16 protein-coding genes are annotated in these 16,038 nt (G+C 55.8%); 6 read left to right on the forward strand and 10 right to left on the reverse strand.

The features are described from left to right. Positions 1–117: 117 nt before the first annotated feature. Positions 118–963, reverse strand: a complete 846-nt coding sequence (locus tag AC2FIS_RS22770) for a DMT family transporter (RefSeq protein WP_496775566.1) — start codon at positions 961–963, stop codon at positions 118–120. Between the two features lie 129 nt (positions 964–1,092). Here AC2FIS_RS22770 and AC2FIS_RS22775 point away from each other — a divergent pair, with 129 nt between their 5' ends. Further along, positions 1,093–1,512: a group II truncated hemoglobin gene (locus AC2FIS_RS22775; RefSeq protein WP_496775567.1), complete on the forward strand. Its 420-nt coding sequence runs from the start codon at positions 1,093–1,095 to the stop codon at positions 1,510–1,512. Between the two features lie 399 nt (positions 1,513–1,911). On the opposite strand, the gene glnT is transcribed toward AC2FIS_RS22775, so the two are convergent. The 6 genes from glnT to AC2FIS_RS22805 form a co-directional block, all read right to left on the reverse strand. After that, on the reverse strand, positions 1,912–3,240 hold the full coding sequence (glnT, locus tag AC2FIS_RS22780; protein ID WP_496775568.1) for a type III glutamate--ammonia ligase: 1,329 nt from the start codon (positions 3,238–3,240) through the stop codon (positions 1,912–1,914). An 80-nt stretch (positions 3,241–3,320) separates the two neighbouring features. Continuing rightward, the gene (locus tag AC2FIS_RS22785; protein WP_108861050.1) at positions 3,321–4,649 is read right to left on the reverse strand and encodes an FMN-binding glutamate synthase family protein; all 1,329 of its coding nucleotides are present in this window, start codon (positions 4,647–4,649) and stop codon (positions 3,321–3,323) included. A gap of 20 nt (positions 4,650–4,669) precedes the next feature. Continuing rightward, positions 4,670–5,353, reverse strand: a complete 684-nt coding sequence (locus tag AC2FIS_RS22790) for a protein GlxC (RefSeq protein WP_496775569.1) — start codon at positions 5,351–5,353, stop codon at positions 4,670–4,672. 1 nt (position 5,354) lies between these two features. After that, positions 5,355–6,284: a class II glutamine amidotransferase gene (locus tag AC2FIS_RS22795; protein ID WP_496775570.1), complete on the reverse strand. Its 930-nt coding sequence runs from the start codon at positions 6,282–6,284 to the stop codon at positions 5,355–5,357. Positions 6,285–6,431: 147 nt separating this feature from the next. Beyond that, complete coding sequence (locus tag AC2FIS_RS22800; protein WP_108861028.1) at positions 6,432–6,647, reverse strand: hypothetical protein; 216 nt, start codon at positions 6,645–6,647, stop codon at positions 6,432–6,434. 11 nt (positions 6,648–6,658) lie between these two features. Beyond that, a complete protein-coding gene (locus AC2FIS_RS22805) occupies positions 6,659–8,035 on the reverse strand; it encodes an ammonium transporter (RefSeq protein WP_496707757.1) in 1,377 nt (458 codons plus the stop codon). 340 nt (positions 8,036–8,375) lie between these two features. Here AC2FIS_RS22805 and AC2FIS_RS22810 point away from each other — a divergent pair, with 340 nt between their 5' ends. Genes AC2FIS_RS22810 through AC2FIS_RS22830 form a run of 5 tightly spaced genes read left to right on the forward strand, consistent with a single transcriptional unit; the run spans position 8,376 to position 12,734 of the window. Further along, complete coding sequence (locus tag AC2FIS_RS22810) at positions 8,376–9,521, forward strand: aminomethyl transferase family protein (protein ID WP_496775571.1); 1,146 nt, start codon at positions 8,376–8,378, stop codon at positions 9,519–9,521. A gap of 55 nt (positions 9,522–9,576) precedes the next feature. Then, positions 9,577–10,173 carry a dimethylamine monooxygenase subunit DmmA family protein gene (locus AC2FIS_RS22815; protein ID WP_496775572.1) on the forward strand — a complete coding sequence of 199 codons (597 nt, stop codon included), beginning with the start codon at positions 9,577–9,579 and terminating at the stop codon, positions 10,171–10,173. Further along, positions 10,170–11,132: a PDR/VanB family oxidoreductase gene (locus tag AC2FIS_RS22820; protein WP_496775573.1), complete on the forward strand. Its 963-nt coding sequence runs from the start codon at positions 10,170–10,172 to the stop codon at positions 11,130–11,132. Before AC2FIS_RS22815 ends, AC2FIS_RS22820 begins: the two co-directional genes overlap by 4 nt. A gap of 12 nt (positions 11,133–11,144) precedes the next feature. Further along, the gene (locus AC2FIS_RS22825) at positions 11,145–12,212 is read left to right on the forward strand and encodes a heme-dependent oxidative N-demethylase family protein (RefSeq protein WP_496775574.1); all 1,068 of its coding nucleotides are present in this window, start codon (positions 11,145–11,147) and stop codon (positions 12,210–12,212) included. 24 nt (positions 12,213–12,236) lie between these two features. Beyond that, positions 12,237–12,734 carry a GNAT family N-acetyltransferase gene (locus tag AC2FIS_RS22830; RefSeq protein WP_282169683.1) on the forward strand — a complete coding sequence of 166 codons (498 nt, stop codon included), beginning with the start codon at positions 12,237–12,239 and terminating at the stop codon, positions 12,732–12,734. Here AC2FIS_RS22830 and AC2FIS_RS22835 read toward each other — a convergent pair. The 3 genes from AC2FIS_RS22835 to AC2FIS_RS22845 form a co-directional block, all read right to left on the reverse strand. After that, on the reverse strand, positions 12,712–13,341 hold the full coding sequence (locus tag AC2FIS_RS22835; RefSeq protein WP_058272918.1) for a helix-turn-helix domain-containing protein: 630 nt from the start codon (positions 13,339–13,341) through the stop codon (positions 12,712–12,714). The genes AC2FIS_RS22830 and AC2FIS_RS22835 overlap by 23 nt on opposite strands. Positions 13,342–13,682: 341 nt before the next feature. Continuing rightward, positions 13,683–14,960: a glycerate kinase type-2 family protein gene (locus AC2FIS_RS22840; RefSeq protein ID WP_496775575.1), complete on the reverse strand. Its 1,278-nt coding sequence runs from the start codon at positions 14,958–14,960 to the stop codon at positions 13,683–13,685. A gap of 7 nt (positions 14,961–14,967) precedes the next feature. Next, the gene (locus AC2FIS_RS22845; protein ID WP_496775576.1) at positions 14,968–15,945 is read right to left on the reverse strand and encodes an HpcH/HpaI aldolase/citrate lyase family protein; all 978 of its coding nucleotides are present in this window, start codon (positions 15,943–15,945) and stop codon (positions 14,968–14,970) included. Positions 15,946–16,038: the final 93 nt, after the last annotated feature.

Raw genomic sequence — 16,038 nt, forward strand, 5'->3', positions numbered from 1 at the left:
CAAACAAACTGCCAGAACCAGAAGGCCTCACAGCCTGAGCATACCGTTGGGGCGCAAAAAATGCGCCCCAACGAAACAGGTATTACCTTGTTTAAAAGAGCTTTCGGAATGGTCGCCTCAGAGCGCCAGATAGCCTATTCCCGCAAACGCAACCAAACATCCAAGCCATTGGCGTGGCACCATCTTTTCACGCAAGACAGCCCAAGCCATCACAACCGTTAGCAGCCCAAAGACGGACGCTGTCACCGAGGCAAATTGCGCATTCGGCAACCCGCCCGCCGCGATCACACAAAGGATGGCAACAGCATCCAGAACACCCATGACACAGAGAAGCGGCAGAGCCCGCCGCCCGGGCCAGATTGATCTGCGGGATGCCAGGGCGATCATGCCCAGGGCAAAAACTGCCGTCAGCCGAATAACCAGGGAGATTGAGTATTCGTCATTATGTTCGGTTGCATATTGTCCTAGCGCAAAGGTGGCGGCAAATCCGATTGCTGCGAGTATCGATAGCACCATCGTCGGGCCAGCTGCTGGGTATTCGGTTGCGTCGCGTTCAGATTGGGCAGCCACAACGGAAACGCCAACACCAATCGCTATGACGGCAAGCCAGTGCAGCGGGCTGACACTTGCACCGCGCCAGATGGCCAGTGAGACCGAGAGGATCGGATAACTTGCGACAAGCGGAGCAACCAGACGAACCGGGCCGCGCTGAAAGGCGGCGTACATGCTGATGCCCGCCAACAGATAACACCCCCCTGCAGCAACAGCGCTGATCAATGCCGGGCCAGGAATTGGGTCGACTTCACCCATCATCGCAACCAGACCAAGTTGCAGCACCGCACCCGAAACCAGAACAGCCATGAGCGAAGCAATCACGCTGACTGACTGGCTGACATAGCGCACTGCCAGATCGTGTACCCCCCAGCAAAGTGCCGCCAAAAGGCCAAGCACCAGAGCGTTCAATCCGTCATCTCCCTTACTGGTTTCACCTAGTTCCGCTTCTGAGCATGAGTATGTCAGAATGTCACTGGTGATAAACTTATTTTCCTGTTATTCAATATTTCAGGTGCCAGAGATACAGAAAGGCAGCACATGGAATCTGCGATAGAGCAACTTGGTGGTGAGACCCAACTGCACGCTCTGGTTGAGCGTTTCTATGACCGGATGGAAACGGATCCGGCAGCGCATTCGTTGCACAGGCTGCATTTTCGGGGACATGGGCTAAACCACACCAGACAAGCTCAATTTGAATTTCTCAGCGGGTTTCTGGGCGGCCGCGCCTACTATCGTGAACGTTTCGGCCACATGGATCTGCGCGAAATCCATGCGCATATTCCCATCCGGAAGGCCGACGCAGAACTTTGGCTGGACACTTTCGATGCCGCATTGGCGGATTGCGAATTGACCGGCCCGGTTGTGGAAAAGATGCGCGCGACGCTTCGTAGGGCTGCGCTTATGCTGGTCAATGGCGTTCCAGATTGGCGGTTGGAAGCAGATGCTGGGTATACGTAAAGACGCTTTGCGGAAATCATGTTACGTGTTCCGCGGTTCCGATCAAAGCTGATGCCTATGACTATTGCCAAAATACGGTCGATTGAAATCATGCACCCACGTTCTGATGGTTTGCTTTTCGAACGTTAGTCAAGGAATGGCATTGACCTCCCAAACAACCATAGGGCCGCCCATTCCTAATAAAAGGTCAAAATCGTCTAGTTGCGGAATAGATTGCTCATTGCAGAAATGTACGATCTGCGTGTCGTCTTGATGCTTGGTGATGTGGTCGCAAAATGCGCCAGGGCCTGGCCTTGCGTATGTTGAAACATGCGAACGTTCCCAGCGAGCCTCTTGAGTCCTCAAAAAACGGGACCGCAGCTTTCGCCGCGGCCCAGAAGTGCAACCTTGCAATCCGGCTTAGATGTCCAAAGTGTTGTCTTTTTCCCAGCGTGAGAAGTGAGAGACGAAAGAGTTCCATTCCTGATGTTTCATTTTCAGGAACGCGGATGAGAACTCGGCACCCATCATGGCCTTCAGTTCCTTGTCCTTGTCGTACTCACGCAGGGCATCAAGCATGTTCAAAGGCAGTTTCGGCGCACCGCGCACCTTGTGGCCTTCGGCATACATATCGATGTCCCAACGTTTGCCCGGATCTGCTTTGGACCGGACACCGGACAGGCCAGCAGCGATGATCACGGCTTGTAGCAGATAGGGGTTGGTCGCCCCATCGGGCAGACGCAGCTCAAACCGGCCGGGGCCGGGAACGCGAACCATGTGCGTCCGGTTGTTGCCTGTCCAGGTCACTGTATTGGGCGCCCATGTTGCGCCCGACATTGTCCGCGGCGCGTTGATACGCTTGTAGCTGTTCACCGTGGGGTTGGTAATTGCCGCCAATGCTGAGGCGTGTTTCATGATACCGCCGAGGAAGTGTTTTCCGCGTTCGCCCAGCCCAACTTCACCGGTAGGGCCGTCGCCTTCGCCTGCAAAGACGTTGGTCTTGGCGGCGTCACCCGGCGCATCCCAGACCGAGATATGGGCATGACAGCCATTTCCGGTCAGACCTTCGACCGGTTTCGGCATGAAGGTGGCGCGCAGGCCGTGCTTTTCAGCAACCGACTTGGTCATGAATTTGAAGAACGAGTGCTTGTCGGCGGTGCGCAGCGCATCATCAAATTCCCAGTTCATCTCGAACTGGCCATTGGCGTCCTCGTGGTCGTTCTGGTAGGGGCCCCAGCCCAGTTCCAGCATGTAATCGCAGATCTCGCGTACCACATCATAGCGGCGCATTACGGCTTGTTGGTCATAACAGGGCTTTTCTGCTGTATCGAATGGGTCGCTGATTTGCTCGCCATCCGGGGTCAGCAAAAAGAACTCAGCCTCGATACCAGTTTTGACATGCATGCCCTCGCTTGCAGCTTCGTCAATCAACCGGCGCAAAACGTTGCGCGGGGCCTGCGCCACATCCTTGTCTTCCATCACGCAATTCCCGGCGACCCAGGCCACTTCGGGCTTCCATGGCAGTTGAATGACCGAGGACGGATCCGGCACCGCCAGCATGTCAGGATGGGCCGGCGTCATGTCCAGCCAGGTGGCGAACCCGGCAAAGCCTGCGCCATCTTCCTGCATGTCAGCAATCGCCTGTGCGGGCACCAGTTTGGCCCGCTGTCCACCGAACAGATCGGTGAACGAGATCATGAAGTATTTGACGCCTTTTTCTTTTGCGAAAGCTGCGAGATCTATCGTCACGATTGCTTTCCTTTCCCTGTTGAATTTTAGTTTTTTAAAGCAAAAACGCGGCCCCCATCAGGGAGCCGCGCAGCATCTATTCAGAACCCTTCCTTACCGGGGTACCAACTGGTTCCCGCCAGCGGCACCCGCGCCATTGCGGCGGCCTCCATTGTCAGGGCACACAAGTCCTCTGGTTCGAGGTTGTGCAGGTGATTGTGCCCACAGGCGCGCGCAATGGTCTGCGCCTCAAGCGTCATAACTTTCAGGTAGTTACGCAGCCTGCGGCCCGCATCGACCGGGTCCAGACGTGCGGCCAGTTCGGGGTCCTGCGTGGTAATACCAGCCGGGTCCTGTCCTTCGTGCCAATCGTCATATGCACCGGTTGTTGTGCCCAGTTTTTGGTATTCGGATTCCCATTTGGGATCGTTGTCCCCGAGGGCAACCAGAGCGGCGGTACCGATAGCAACCGCATCTGCACCCAGCGCCAAAGCCTTGGCCACATCGGCCCCGGTGCGGATACCGCCCGAGATAACCAGCTGCACCTCACGATGCACACCCAGATCCTGCAGCGCTTGCACGGCGGGGCGGATACAGGACAGCGTCGGCAGACCGACATGTTCGATGAAAACGTCCTGCGTGGCAGCGGTGCCGCCCTGCATTCCATCCATGACAACAACGTCGGCTCCAGCCTTCACGGCCAAAGCAGTGTCGTAGTAGGGGCGTGTCGCGCCAACTTTGACATAGATCGGCACTTGCCAGTCAGTGATCTCGCGCAGTTCGAGGATCTTGATCTCAAGATCGTCCGGGCCGGTCCAGTCTGGATGGCGACAGGCCGAGCGCTGGTCGATACCCTTGGGCAGGGTTCGCATCTCGGCCACGCGGTCGCTGATCTTCTGACCCAGCAGCATACCGCCGCCACCGGGTTTAGCGCCTTGGCCAACCACAATCTCAATTGCATCAGCCTTGCGCAGATCGTTCGGGTTCATGCCGTAACGCGAAGGCAAATACTGATAGACCAGCTTGGTTGAATGGCCGCGTTCCTCTGGTGTCATGCCGCCATCACCGGTGGTGGTTGACGTGCCCGCTGCGGATGCGCCGCGGCCGAGAGCTTCTTTCGCCGGGCCAGACAAGGCACCAAAACTCATGCCTGCGATGGTGATCGGGATATCCAGCTCGATCGGTTTTTTGGCAAAGCGCGTGCCCAACGTTACTGAGGTATCGCAACGTTCGCGATAGCCCTCCAACGGATAGCGCGATACCGACGCACCCAGAAAAAGCAGATCGTCGAAATGAGGTACTTTCCGCTTCGCCCCTCCACCACGAATGTCATAGATACCGGTCGCAGCGGCGCGACGGATCTCGGCATTGATCGGGTTGGAAAATGTCGCCGACTGGATCGGCAGGGTGCGGGGGATCTGATCGTCCATATCTTTCATACCCTTCTTCCTCAGTAAGCGGCGGCGTTATCAACGTCGAAATTATAAAGCTGACGAGCCGAACCATAGCGTTTGAACTCTTCCGGTTTGGCGTCGCTGTCCGCGCGGGCCAGCAGATCCCTCAGGATATCCAGATGCTCGGGACGCATGTCCTTCTCGATGCAATCGGCGCCGAGGCTCTTGACCGAACCACGCACGAACAGCCGGGCTTCGTAGAGTGAATCCCCCAGCGCATCCCCTGCGTCCCCGCAGACAACCAGATTGCCGTCCTGTGCCATGAAGGCGGACATGTGACCAATGTTGCCATGCACCACGATATCGATCCCTTTCATTGAGATGCCGCAGCGCGAGCTGGCATTACCTTTGATCACCAGCAATCCGCCATGGCCGGTCGCTCCCGCGTATTGGCTGGCGTCACCATCGACGATGACCTGACCGGACATCATGTTTTCGGCAACGCCCGGGCCAACAGAGCCTTCTACTTTTATGGTCGCCTGCTGGTTCATGCCTGCACAGTAGTACCCCGTCGAACCTTTGACCGTCACCTCAATCGGAGCGTCCAGCCCGACGGCAATCGCATGACTGCCCTTTGGATTCACAATTTCCCAGCGGGTTTGGTTGGTCTCGGCGTTTTGTGCCTGCAGGGATGAGTTCAATCCGCGCAGCCCGTCTGCCTCTAGATCATAGGTCTGCATATCAGGCGGCCTTTTCGTGGGTTGTGGGGCTGTCGTTGTGCGACCAGAAATATACGGTGGAGGGTTCAGGCTCCCAAACCCGGGCGTCTTCGATGCCGGGTAGGTTCACCAAAGCACGGTATTCGCTGCCAAAGGCCACATATTGGTCTGTTTCGGCCATCACGGCGGGCTTGCAGGCAATTGGGTCACGTACGACACCAAACCCGTCCTTGGTGCCAACAACAAAGGTGAAGAAACCGTCCAGATCATCAATGCTGGTCTCCAGTGCCTCACCCAGTGTCGCGCCGTTCATCATTTTCCATGTCAGATATGCGGCACCCACTTCGGTGTCGTTCTCGGTCTGGATAACCACACCTTCACGGCGCAGTTTGCGGCGCAACGAGTTGTGGTTGGACAGCGATCCATTGTGGACCAGACACTGATCGGGGCCGGTGTTGAACGGATGTGCGCCCATTGTCGTCACGGCGGATTCGGTCGCCATACGCGTATGCCCAATGCCATGGGTGCCGCTCATACCGTTGAGGTTAAATCGGTCTGCAACATCTTTGGGCAGGCCAACTTCCTTGTAGATTTCGAGGCTTTCGCCGCGGCTCATGATCCGAACCGACGGGCGGATTTCGGCCAGAGCAGCGCGTGCGGCTTCGAACTGACCGGCGGGAATTTCCAGAACGGTATGTGTGTCGTTGCTTGTTTGACCAACCGTTGCGCCCAGCTTTTCACCCAGCTCATCAGCCAGGCCGACAAAGTCAGCATCGGGGTTGGGCGACTGGACTGTAATCTTGGTTTTGCCTGCCGACTCTGCGCCATAGATCGCGATACCGGCACTATCGGGGCCGCGGTCTGTCATCGTAATCAGCATGTCCGTCAGCATGTTACCCAGTTGGGGCGCAAGAGACTGGTCTTTGAGGAATAATCCAACAATTCCGCACATGGCTGGCAGATCTCCTTGTGTGTTTCACTATGATTCGACGGTATCAACAAAACTGGGGGACATCAATAATAGTAGGAAAGTTTTTTTCCTAAGAGGCAATGGGCGCGATATCTGATTTCGCGCCCATTGCCAGCTCTTAAAGCTGGATCAGTATCGTTCCAGCTGTGCCTTCACCTTCTCTTCGTCGCCGGTGTGGCGTGCCTTCTCAAGGTGTTCACCTTCCCGGACGAACTGGATGCGATGCCAGCCAATCCAGAAGACCACTCCAATGATGACCATCAGAACTTCGTAACCTTGGAAGGGGTAGATCGGACCGACCTCGGCAAGATCGACAGCCCAGCTTGTGTATCCATTCGTAGACATGTCTTTCTCCTTTACTTCGCTGCCGCGCCAGCACGGGCAGCCAATTCCTGTTTGTCAGCTTCGATGATCGCTGCCTTTGCATCTTCGTAGGCGTGGTGCTCGGCGTAATCGAGGCCCTGCAGTTCAACCTCTTCCGGGATGCGAAGCACACCTGCGGCCGCCTGCATCTTGGCCAGAGCCCAGCCGGGTAGGAAGCCAAGAACAAAGAACATGATGACCGCACCGGTGATTTGACCGATCGGGTTGATTGTTGCGTATCCTTCGTACGGCGAAGATGGCACCCCCCAGAGGACAAAGCCTGAAATCACCAGGCCAACAACCCCGGCATAACCGTGCACAGCAACGGCGCCCACCGCATCATCCAGCTTGAACCGGCGTTCAACCCAGTAGTGCAGCTTGTACACGATCACGACGCCGATCGCGGCAATAATCATTGCCTGGATCGGGTGATACAGATCGTTACCCGCCGAAGCAGTGATAATTCCGGCAAGCCCGCCCGAGAATGTCCAGAACGCATCACCTTTCGAGATCACATAAGCCGCCATCAGACCGCCAGACAGCGACATCAGGAAGTTGAAGGTGATCGCCGACAGGGTCGTCGGGGCCAGATAGATATTGGTAGCTGTCCAAGTTACGCCAGTGATCTGCCCATCGATCCCTTCAGGTGAAATCACAGGCACGTTGCACGCGGCATAGAAGCCCCAGAAGCCAGTGTAGATCAGGAAGATGCCGATCGTCAGTAGCCACGGATTGTGCGGAGGAATGTCCCTCGGTGTACCGTCCTTGGCGAACTTGCCTAGGCGCGGGCCCAGAACCATGATTACACCCAATGCATAACCGCCTGCAATTGCGTGAATTACACCGGAAGCGTATGCATCATGGTAGCCGAGAATTCGAACCATCCAGCCACCGTAGTGCCAGCCCCATGCAGCGTCGATGATCCACCAGACCGATCCGATCATGACCGCATGTACCCAGAGCGCCGAAGACCTGATCCGTTCGATCACGGAACCCGAAACGATCGAGGCTGCCGTCCAGGAGAACAGCAGGAATGCCGCCCAGAAAACGCCGGTGATTCTGTCACTAACATTGGTCGCCATCGTATCGGCCCAAGGCAGATTCGCTGCGCCCGCTTCTGTGTCCAGACCGCCCCAGAACGGAAAGTTCGGAAACGCCCAGTAGATCCACCATCCAAAGAAGAAGAACGTGACCGTCACCAGCGGGATGATCATGATGTTTTTCATCAATGTGTGCATATGGTTACGGGCACGGCTGGCGCCGACTTCGTACATGCAAAAACCCACATGGATGAGGAACATGAAAACGACCGTTACCCAGTAGTAGAACTCGGTAAAGATCGTCGTGAGAGCATTTAGATTGCCATCCACTTCGTAGTCTCCCTGTTGTTGCAGCAGGAGGTCTCTCTGCGGAGTTTTCCTGCTGGGAAATTTTATCTACTCAGGGGACAATCTCGTGGGGCACCTGTCAATAGATATGTGGGGCAAACATCTTTAACGGTGGTGTCGCATACTCAATTTGAAGGGTCGAATACTGCCTCTTAGTCATGAAAATAAGGGGTTTTCTTCAACTCTAAGCCCCCGCCTAAGGGTTCAGAATTTGAAGGCAAATATTCCCAACAGGAAAATAATCTGCACAGAGGTGTTGATTTTCAATCTGACATCGGCCTCAATATGGGCAACAAAAAGCAATCAACGGGAGAGCTGAACCATGGCCATTCTTTGGAGGACGTCCGCCCTTGCGCAGCGCCATGCCGACATCGGCGGCGAACTTGAGGACTGGAACGGCATGGGAACCGCATGGTTCTATGACCACAGCCCAGAACGCGCCAAAGCTGATTATGAGGCAATCCGCACCAAGGCGGGCCTCATGGATGTTTCCGGCCTGAAAAAGGTTCACGTGGTCGGCGAAGATGCCGCCTATGTCATTGATCGGGTCACTACGCGGAACGTTGAAAAGATCATGCCGGGTCGTTCGACCTATGCTTCGATCTTGAGTGCCGAAGGTAAATTCGTTGACGATTGCATCATCTATCGCTTGTCGGTGAACACATGGCTTGTTGTGCACGGCACCGGCACGGGCATGGAGCAGCTGACGTCGGTGGCGGCGGGCAAGAACTGCGCGGTCATTTTTGACGACGACATGCACGACATGTCGCTTCAGGGACCAGTGGCCGTTGATTTCTTGGCCAAGCACATCCCCGGAATTCGGGATCTGGCCTATTTCGGCATCATGCAAACCAAACTCTATGGCTGCCCGGTGATGATTTCGCGGACCGGCTATACTGGTGAGCGCGGGTACGAGATTTTCTGTCAGGCCAAGCACGCGGTACACCTGTGGGACAACATTCTGGCGGAAGGCAAGGATATGGGGATCGTCCCGGTCCAGTTCTCGACCCTCGATCTGCTGCGCACCGAAAGCTACTTGCTGTTTTATCCGGGCGACAATTCGGAAACCTACCCGTTCGACGGAGAAACCTGCGGTGATACGCTTTGGGAGCTGGGTCTGGAATTCACCGTTTCACCCGGAAAAACCGGCTTTATCGGCGCCGAGAACCACTATGCCTCGCAAGGCAAAGAACGGTTCAAGATCTACGGCGTCAAGCTTGATGGCACGACCCCTGCGGATGAGGGTGCGGACCTGCTGCAAAACGGCGAAAAGGTCGGGGTTGTCACCTTTGGCATGTATTCCGAAATCAACGGGCACAACGTAGGTATCGCGCGAATGCCGGTCGCCTGTGCCTCGCCCGGCACCAAGCTGACAGTGCGCAACGGCGATGGGACAGAAATAGCAGCGACTGCGGAAGAGATGCCGTTCTACGATCAGGACAAATCGATCAGAACCGCAAAGGGCTGAGTTTAAGGGGGCGCAACGGACACACCGTGGCGCCCTTTTCCTATTTGAGGGCAAAATGTCAAAGTTCGAATTTCCCAAGTCAATCGCAAGCCGCCCGGTCTGGGGCACGCTAGAGGTTCGCCCGGGCGAACATCACCTCATGATCGCCGAGGCCGAAGGGGCCGAGGCCATTCTCGACATCGCGACACCCGACCTGATGGCCAAAACTCATCTGATCTACATCCCCAAGGGAACGGATTACGTTGAGCGACTACAGGCAGCGAAGCCTGCGCAATTCTACGAAGGTCCATCCTATGAGGCCTCGCTGCAGCGCATTCGCCGCGTTTTGGAAGATGCACATATGGGGTTGCAGGTCTATCTGACCGGCTCTGAGGGCATGATGGGTCAGGCCATGAACGAAGTGATGGCCGTTGGACTGCCGCACACGGCAATTCAGACCGAACAACGCGGATCGGTTGCGCGCCGAATGCAATGCGTGCATTGCAAGGGCATCACCGAGGATGTCGAGGTTGACCCGTTTGTCTGCGCGCATTGCGGGCTTAACCTGTTCGTGCGCGATCACTACTCCCGCCGTCTTGCCGCCTATCAGGGTGTCCGCGTGGATGCCGAAGATCATGGTAACGTGCCCGAGCCGAAGGGGATTTACGAATGAGTGGCGCCGAGAAAATCCAGGCCAAAGTGACCGAAATCACTCCCTTGAACGAGTTGGTGACGCGGTTCCGGTTCGAACGTATCGACGGAGGCCAGTTGCCGACCTTTTCTGGTGGGGCCCATACGGTTGTTGAAATGCAGGATGGTGGCATCACGCGGCTCAACCCATATTCGCTGATGTCGGACCCGTTTGATCAGTCATCCTACACCATTTCAGTTCGACGCGATGATGAGGGCAGGGGTGGTTCGCTGTTCATGCACCGCCAGGTCAAGCTGGGCGACGAGATGACCATAAGCTATCCGGTCAACCTGTTCTCGCTCGATTTGCGTGCCCGCAAGCACCTGTTTCTGGCCGGTGGCATCGGGATCACCCCGTTTCTGGCGCAGATCAAACAGCTAGAGTTGCTGCATGGTAATTGGGAGTTGCACTATGCCTGCCGCAATCACGCGCTGGCATCTTATGCGGACCAACTGACTGACCGACATCCCAATGAGACGCATCTGTATTACGACGACCAGAACCAGCAGATTGATCTGAAGAACCTGCTGAGCGGGCAACCTTTGGGCACACATGTCTATGTCTGCGGCCCCAAGGGCATGATCGACTGGGTGCGCAACACTGCCGCTGCTGAAGGCTGGCCCGAAGATTGCGTGCATTACGAAGAGTTTCTGGCCCCACAGCCCGGCAAGCCGTTCGAAGTGCGCCTGGCCGCGTCAGACAAAGTCGTTCATGTGGGCGAGAACGAAAGCCTGCTGGAAGCCATCGAACGAGAAGGTGTGGATGCGCCGTATTTGTGCCGCGGAGGGGCTTGCGGTCAGTGTGAAACCGTTGTGCTGGATCACGACGGAAACTTTGTACACCGCGATCACTGGCTGACCGACGAAGAAAAGGCATCGGGCAAGAAAATCATGCCCTGCGTATCGCGTTTCGAGGGCAAGTCCCTCGTGCTGGACCGCTGAGAGGAGGCCATCATGACCATTCAATTCAACGACGAGTCCTTCCGCGACGACTATACGTTCCACAACTCGGACTGGGCGATCAAACGCTTTCCGTTCCCATTCCACGAAGACAGCTACATGTATTCGGTCAACATGGAACAACATCGCGGCGGGCCCGAGGGATCAGTCTATGAGATGCGGTTCGATGTGGACGAGCACTACGTCTCAGAGATGAAAGACCGCGCAATGGTTCTGGATCAGGACCCGCTGCGCTGTCAGTCTCTTCCTCATATGACGTTGGCTGGCTGGGACTTGCTGGAACTGATCATGGTCAGCAAGTCCGAGGATTACCCGGACCTGTTCGAGTTGCATCGCAACGGCAATCAGTGGCGCTGGATCAACAAGCCATTGGGCATCGATCACAGCTTTACCTTCATGGATGAAACCACGCTGCCTTATGGACCGATGGAATACATCACGCGACAGGCTCAGGGCGATTTCGCTGTGCTGGATCAGCGTGATGAGATGCTTTGGATGGATGCTGGTATGGTGACGACGCAAGCCGATTGGAGTCTGGATTTCGACATCGGCATGAACTTTTTCGAATGGCATGCGCCGGTTCCAAAAGCCCATGAAATGGGTATTTTCCAGCGCGCGCTGAAGTTCTTGCTGAATATCCAGCAGGGCGCCCCTGCGCGGCGTCTCAACTGGACCATGACGGTGAACCCTTTGCTGGATACAAGCCCGGAAAACTATCACAAATGGGGGATCCAAAAGACCACGCTGACGCCCGAAAACATCGCCCACAAGCAGCATCTGCGGGTCGAGTTGCAGACGTTCTTCCGTCTGCCGCGCTCCAATGCGCTGGTGTTCCCGATCCGCTGCTATCTGTGCAATTTTCAGGATCTGATGACTGTTCCCAAATGGGGTCGCCGTCTGCACCGGGTTATTCGGGACCTGCCTGAAGAGCTGGCAACTTATAAGGGGTTCATCGACAATCGCCCGATGATGCTGGACTATCTCAGCCAGTTCGACGACGGGTTACCCACATCGCCAGGGATTTGGCCGGACTTGGAAACGGAACCGCCTTTGTCGAAGTGAGCATTGTGAAGTGCCGTTGCTCAAATGACTGATCCGGACTTCACGCCTTGGCTAATTCCGAGCGATGACTTTGCATTATATGACGCGCTTGCGCTGCTTCGTGCGTCATTTCAATTCATGGATGCCCGGATCGACCCTCCGTCTTCTATCCATAGGCTGACGGTGGAAGGGATGCGGGAGCACTGTAAGGATGGTGGTGAAATCTGGGCCATCGGCCGACCGCTGTTCGCATGTATGTTTCTGACGCCCAAACCCGACAGCCTGTACTTGGGGAAGCTTGCAGTTCAGGAAGGACTGCGGGGGCAAGGTATCTGCCGCACGTTGGTGGATCATGCTGCAAGCCGTGCAACTGAGCTTGGTCTGCCTGCGCTGGAACTGGAAACGCGCGTGGAACTTACTGAAAACCATCGTGTTTTTTCAAGGCTTGGGTTCACGATCGTGAATACGGGCAGCCATGAAGGCTATGACAGACCCACGGATTTCCTATTGCGCAAGACGATCAGTTTGTCTGCGGATAGCTGATCACCGATATGTAGCGGGCCGGCAGATTAACCAACCGTTCCGGGCCATGGGGTGAATCCGCATCAAAGAACAGAGTGTCACCCGGTTTCAGTGGGTAAATCTGGTCCCCATGGCGGTAATCCACTTCACCTTCCAGCATGTAAATCGTCTCGATGCCACCATGTTGGAATGTTGGAAACACATCGGATTTAGCAGTCAGGGTGATCAGATAGGGTTCTACAATTACGCCTGATCCGTTGGCGCCAATATGCCCCAACAGGTTATATTGGTGGTTGGCACGTGTTCCTTCACGCTCCAACTCGACACCTTCACCTGCTTTTGTATGAACCGCCTCCCGGCGTTCTTCGAACTGTCTAAAAAAACTTGTCAAAGGAACCGACAGTGCATCCGCCAGTGACTGCAAGGTCGTCAAGGAGGGTGACGTATTTCCATTTTCGATCTTTGACAGCATGCCGATCGACAAACCGGTTAGCTGGGCAAGCTCCGCGACGGTTATTTCCTGCTGCTTGCGAAAGGCGCGAACCTCGCGGCCGATGGCAACTTCAAGAACTTTTTCTCTGTTACCCGAACGAACGGAATGTGGGTCCTGAGTCAGATTTGCCGCCATTTCTTTATCGCGTTTTTTCAATTTCACTCTTTCAATGTCTTGCTACACTTGTCCAAACTGGTTCTGCAAGCAGGAGCAGCGGAAAACCCAATCCATTCGGAGCATCATAGCATCAAAGTTTTCCTGATAGTAAAATAATCATGCTGCCAGAAAAAAGGCCAGAGATCAGAATTCCACTGTTTGTCGGCTTTCCGATAGCGAGCATGACATCCTTGATCGAACCTCTGCGTGCCGCGACAATCGCGCCGGGCAAGAGTCGTTTTACTGATCTCTTGAACTCGATATCTGCGGTTTTTTGTCAGATCCAGACTCAGGACCGAGTATAACGAATGGTCTTAGGTTTATGGTACCAGTAGCATAATCTGTATGTCCGCCACATTGGTTCCGGTCGCCCCGGTTTGCAGGAGATCACCTGCTAATGACAACGCGGAATTACTGTCATTGTTGGACAGTAAAGCCACTGGATCCTTCCCGGCATTACGTATCCGACAGACAGTGCCAGCATCTACTATGGCTCCCGCCGCTGTGGTTGGTCCATCCCGGCCATCCGTGCCACCGCTGAGAAAAACCCAGTTGCCCGGTATTTTCTGTTCCTGAGTCAAATAGGCGAGACGCAATGCCATTTCCTGATTTCGACCGCCCCACCCTGAGCCACGCAGTCGGACAGTTGTCTCACCGCCAAACAGCAGGGCTTTCGGACGATCCACGGTCACGGATCGGGTCGCATGCAAAATTTGTTCTGCGGCATCGTCCACATTGCAGGTCAACGCATCCGAGACGATCTCGGCGTCGAATGATCGAGACGCGCAACCATGTGCAGCCTGCAGGCTTATCCGATTAGATCCGATCAGGTGGTTGGTGGCTTGAGCACTAAGCCTCTGATCAGGAATACTGTGTTCCAGATACGTGCGGACTGCTTTGGGCAACTCATGCCATAGGCCGTTTTCGATGCAAGTTCTGCGCGCGTCTGCATGGCTGCCGATAGGGGAAACGGTCGGGCCACTGGCAACAGCCCGCAGGTCATCTCCGATTACATCCGAAAGAATGTAAGCCGTGACCGGCGCTGGAGCCGAATGTTTCAGAAACCCGCCGCCCTTAAGTTGGCTGAGTTGCTGGCGTATCAGATTTATCTGAGTGATACCCAACCCCGAGGATAGAAGCACTTCGTTAACCCGTATCTTGTCCGATAGGGTCAGGCCGCTGACGGGGGCGGGGATAAGTGCTGATCCCCCGCCCGAGATTAGCGCAATGACCTGATCATGTTCACATGCTTCGCTGAGCAAAGACACAATCTGTCGCCCGGCTTTCAACCCACGCTCATCGGGGATGGGATGCCCGCTTGTTAAGACAGTCGCGCCGGATACATCCGTCTGGTTTTCAGCATGCGTTACAGCCAAAGCTACATGCGGGCCTTCAACGTGTCGCAACGCCTCTGACAGCATTTTGGGCGCAGCCTTCCCGACCGCAATCAGGACGCTGCGCCCGCCACTTGCAGGTGTTGGCAGTGGAGCGACGCATAACTTGCGGCGCAGGGCAGTAGCTGGGTCCGCTGCCGACACTGCCTCGGCAAAGATAACCGAAGCAGTGGTGCGAAGCGTTGTTGTTGAATGGCCCGGCACTACAGGTTCACGCAGCTGCGATTTGACTAGCCTTTTCGACCAGTACTTCGGCCTGACGGATCGAGGCATAGTCGATCAGGCGACCATCCAGAGACACAGCGCCTTTGCCAGCCGATTCAGCCTCGGACATGGCTACGAGTATGCGCTGTGCTTTGGTGACTTCGGCATCTGATGGCGACATGACCTCATTGGCCAGGACAATCTGGCTGGGGTGGATAGCCCATTTTCCTTCACATCCCAGTACGGCCGCGCGTTTCGCTGCCGCGCGATACCCGTCTGGATCCTGAAAGTCACCGAAGGGCCCGTCGATCGGGCGCAGGCCGTTGGCTCGGGCGGCGACAACCATGCGGGCTAGCGCATAGTGCCACATATCGCCCCAATGCGTCATGCGTCCGCCATCTGCATCCGCATCGGTCAGAACGGAATAGTCGGGGTTTACACCGCCGATGATTGTGGTCCGGGCACGGGTCGATGCCGCATAGTCGGCAACCCCGAAATGCAAGCTTTCGTTGCGTTTTGAGGCGGCCGCAATCTCGCTGACATTCTGCATGCCAAGCGCGGTTTCGATGATGTGTTCAAACCCGATCCGTTTCTTGTACCCTTTGGCGTCCTCGATCTGCGTCACCAGCATGTCAACTGCATAGACATCCGCAGCGGTTCCAACCTTGGGGACCATGATCAGGTCCAGGCGATCACCTGCCTGTTCGACCACATCCACTACATCGCGATACATATAGTGCGTGTCCAGCCCGTTGATCCGCACCGACATGGCTTTGCTGCCCCAGTCGATATCGTTCAACGCCTCGATGATGTTCTTGCGGGCCTGTTCCTTTTCATCAGGCGCGACGGCGTCTTCCAGGTCAAGGAAGATGACGTCCACATCTGACTTGGCGGCCTTTTCGAACATTTCGGGCTGACTGCCGGGGACGGCTAGTTCGCTGCGGTTCAGGCGGGCAGGGGCTTGGTCGATGTTATGAAAGCTCATGTTTTGGGTCCTTCGTATTACAGGTTTGGATAGATCGGGAATTTAGCGCAAAGCTCTGCAACCTCGGCTTTGACTTTGGCTTCGACGGCGCCA

The sequence above is a fragment of the Ruegeria sp. CDSB113 genome (assembly GCF_059611045.1).

Excerpts from the sequence above, each read along its gene's own strand:
- AC2FIS_RS22810 (WP_496775571.1), top strand. The coding sequence starts at position 8,376 with ATGGCCATTCTTTGGAGGACGTCCGCCCTTGCGCAGCGCCATGCCGAC.
- AC2FIS_RS22785 (WP_108861050.1), bottom strand. The coding sequence starts at position 4,649 with ATGGACGATCAGATCCCCCGCACCCTGCCGATCCAGTCGGCGACATTT.
- AC2FIS_RS22825 (WP_496775574.1), top strand. The coding sequence starts at position 11,145 with ATGACCATTCAATTCAACGACGAGTCCTTCCGCGACGACTATACGTTC.
- AC2FIS_RS22820 (WP_496775573.1), top strand. The coding sequence starts at position 10,170 with ATGAGTGGCGCCGAGAAAATCCAGGCCAAAGTGACCGAAATCACTCCC.
- AC2FIS_RS22800 (WP_108861028.1), bottom strand. The coding sequence starts at position 6,647 with ATGTCTACGAATGGATACACAAGCTGGGCTGTCGATCTTGCCGAGGTC.
- AC2FIS_RS22830 (WP_282169683.1), top strand. The coding sequence starts at position 12,237 with ATGACTGATCCGGACTTCACGCCTTGGCTAATTCCGAGCGATGACTTT.
- AC2FIS_RS22775 (WP_496775567.1), top strand. The coding sequence starts at position 1,093 with ATGGAATCTGCGATAGAGCAACTTGGTGGTGAGACCCAACTGCACGCT.
- AC2FIS_RS22815 (WP_496775572.1), top strand. The coding sequence starts at position 9,577 with ATGTCAAAGTTCGAATTTCCCAAGTCAATCGCAAGCCGCCCGGTCTGG.
- AC2FIS_RS22845 (WP_496775576.1), bottom strand. The coding sequence starts at position 15,945 with ATGAGCTTTCATAACATCGACCAAGCCCCTGCCCGCCTGAACCGCAGC.
- AC2FIS_RS22835 (WP_058272918.1), bottom strand. The coding sequence starts at position 13,341 with ATGGCGGCAAATCTGACTCAGGACCCACATTCCGTTCGTTCGGGTAAC.
- AC2FIS_RS22790 (WP_496775569.1), bottom strand. The coding sequence starts at position 5,353 with ATGCAGACCTATGATCTAGAGGCAGACGGGCTGCGCGGATTGAACTCA.
- AC2FIS_RS22795 (WP_496775570.1), bottom strand. The coding sequence starts at position 6,284 with ATGTGCGGAATTGTTGGATTATTCCTCAAAGACCAGTCTCTTGCGCCC.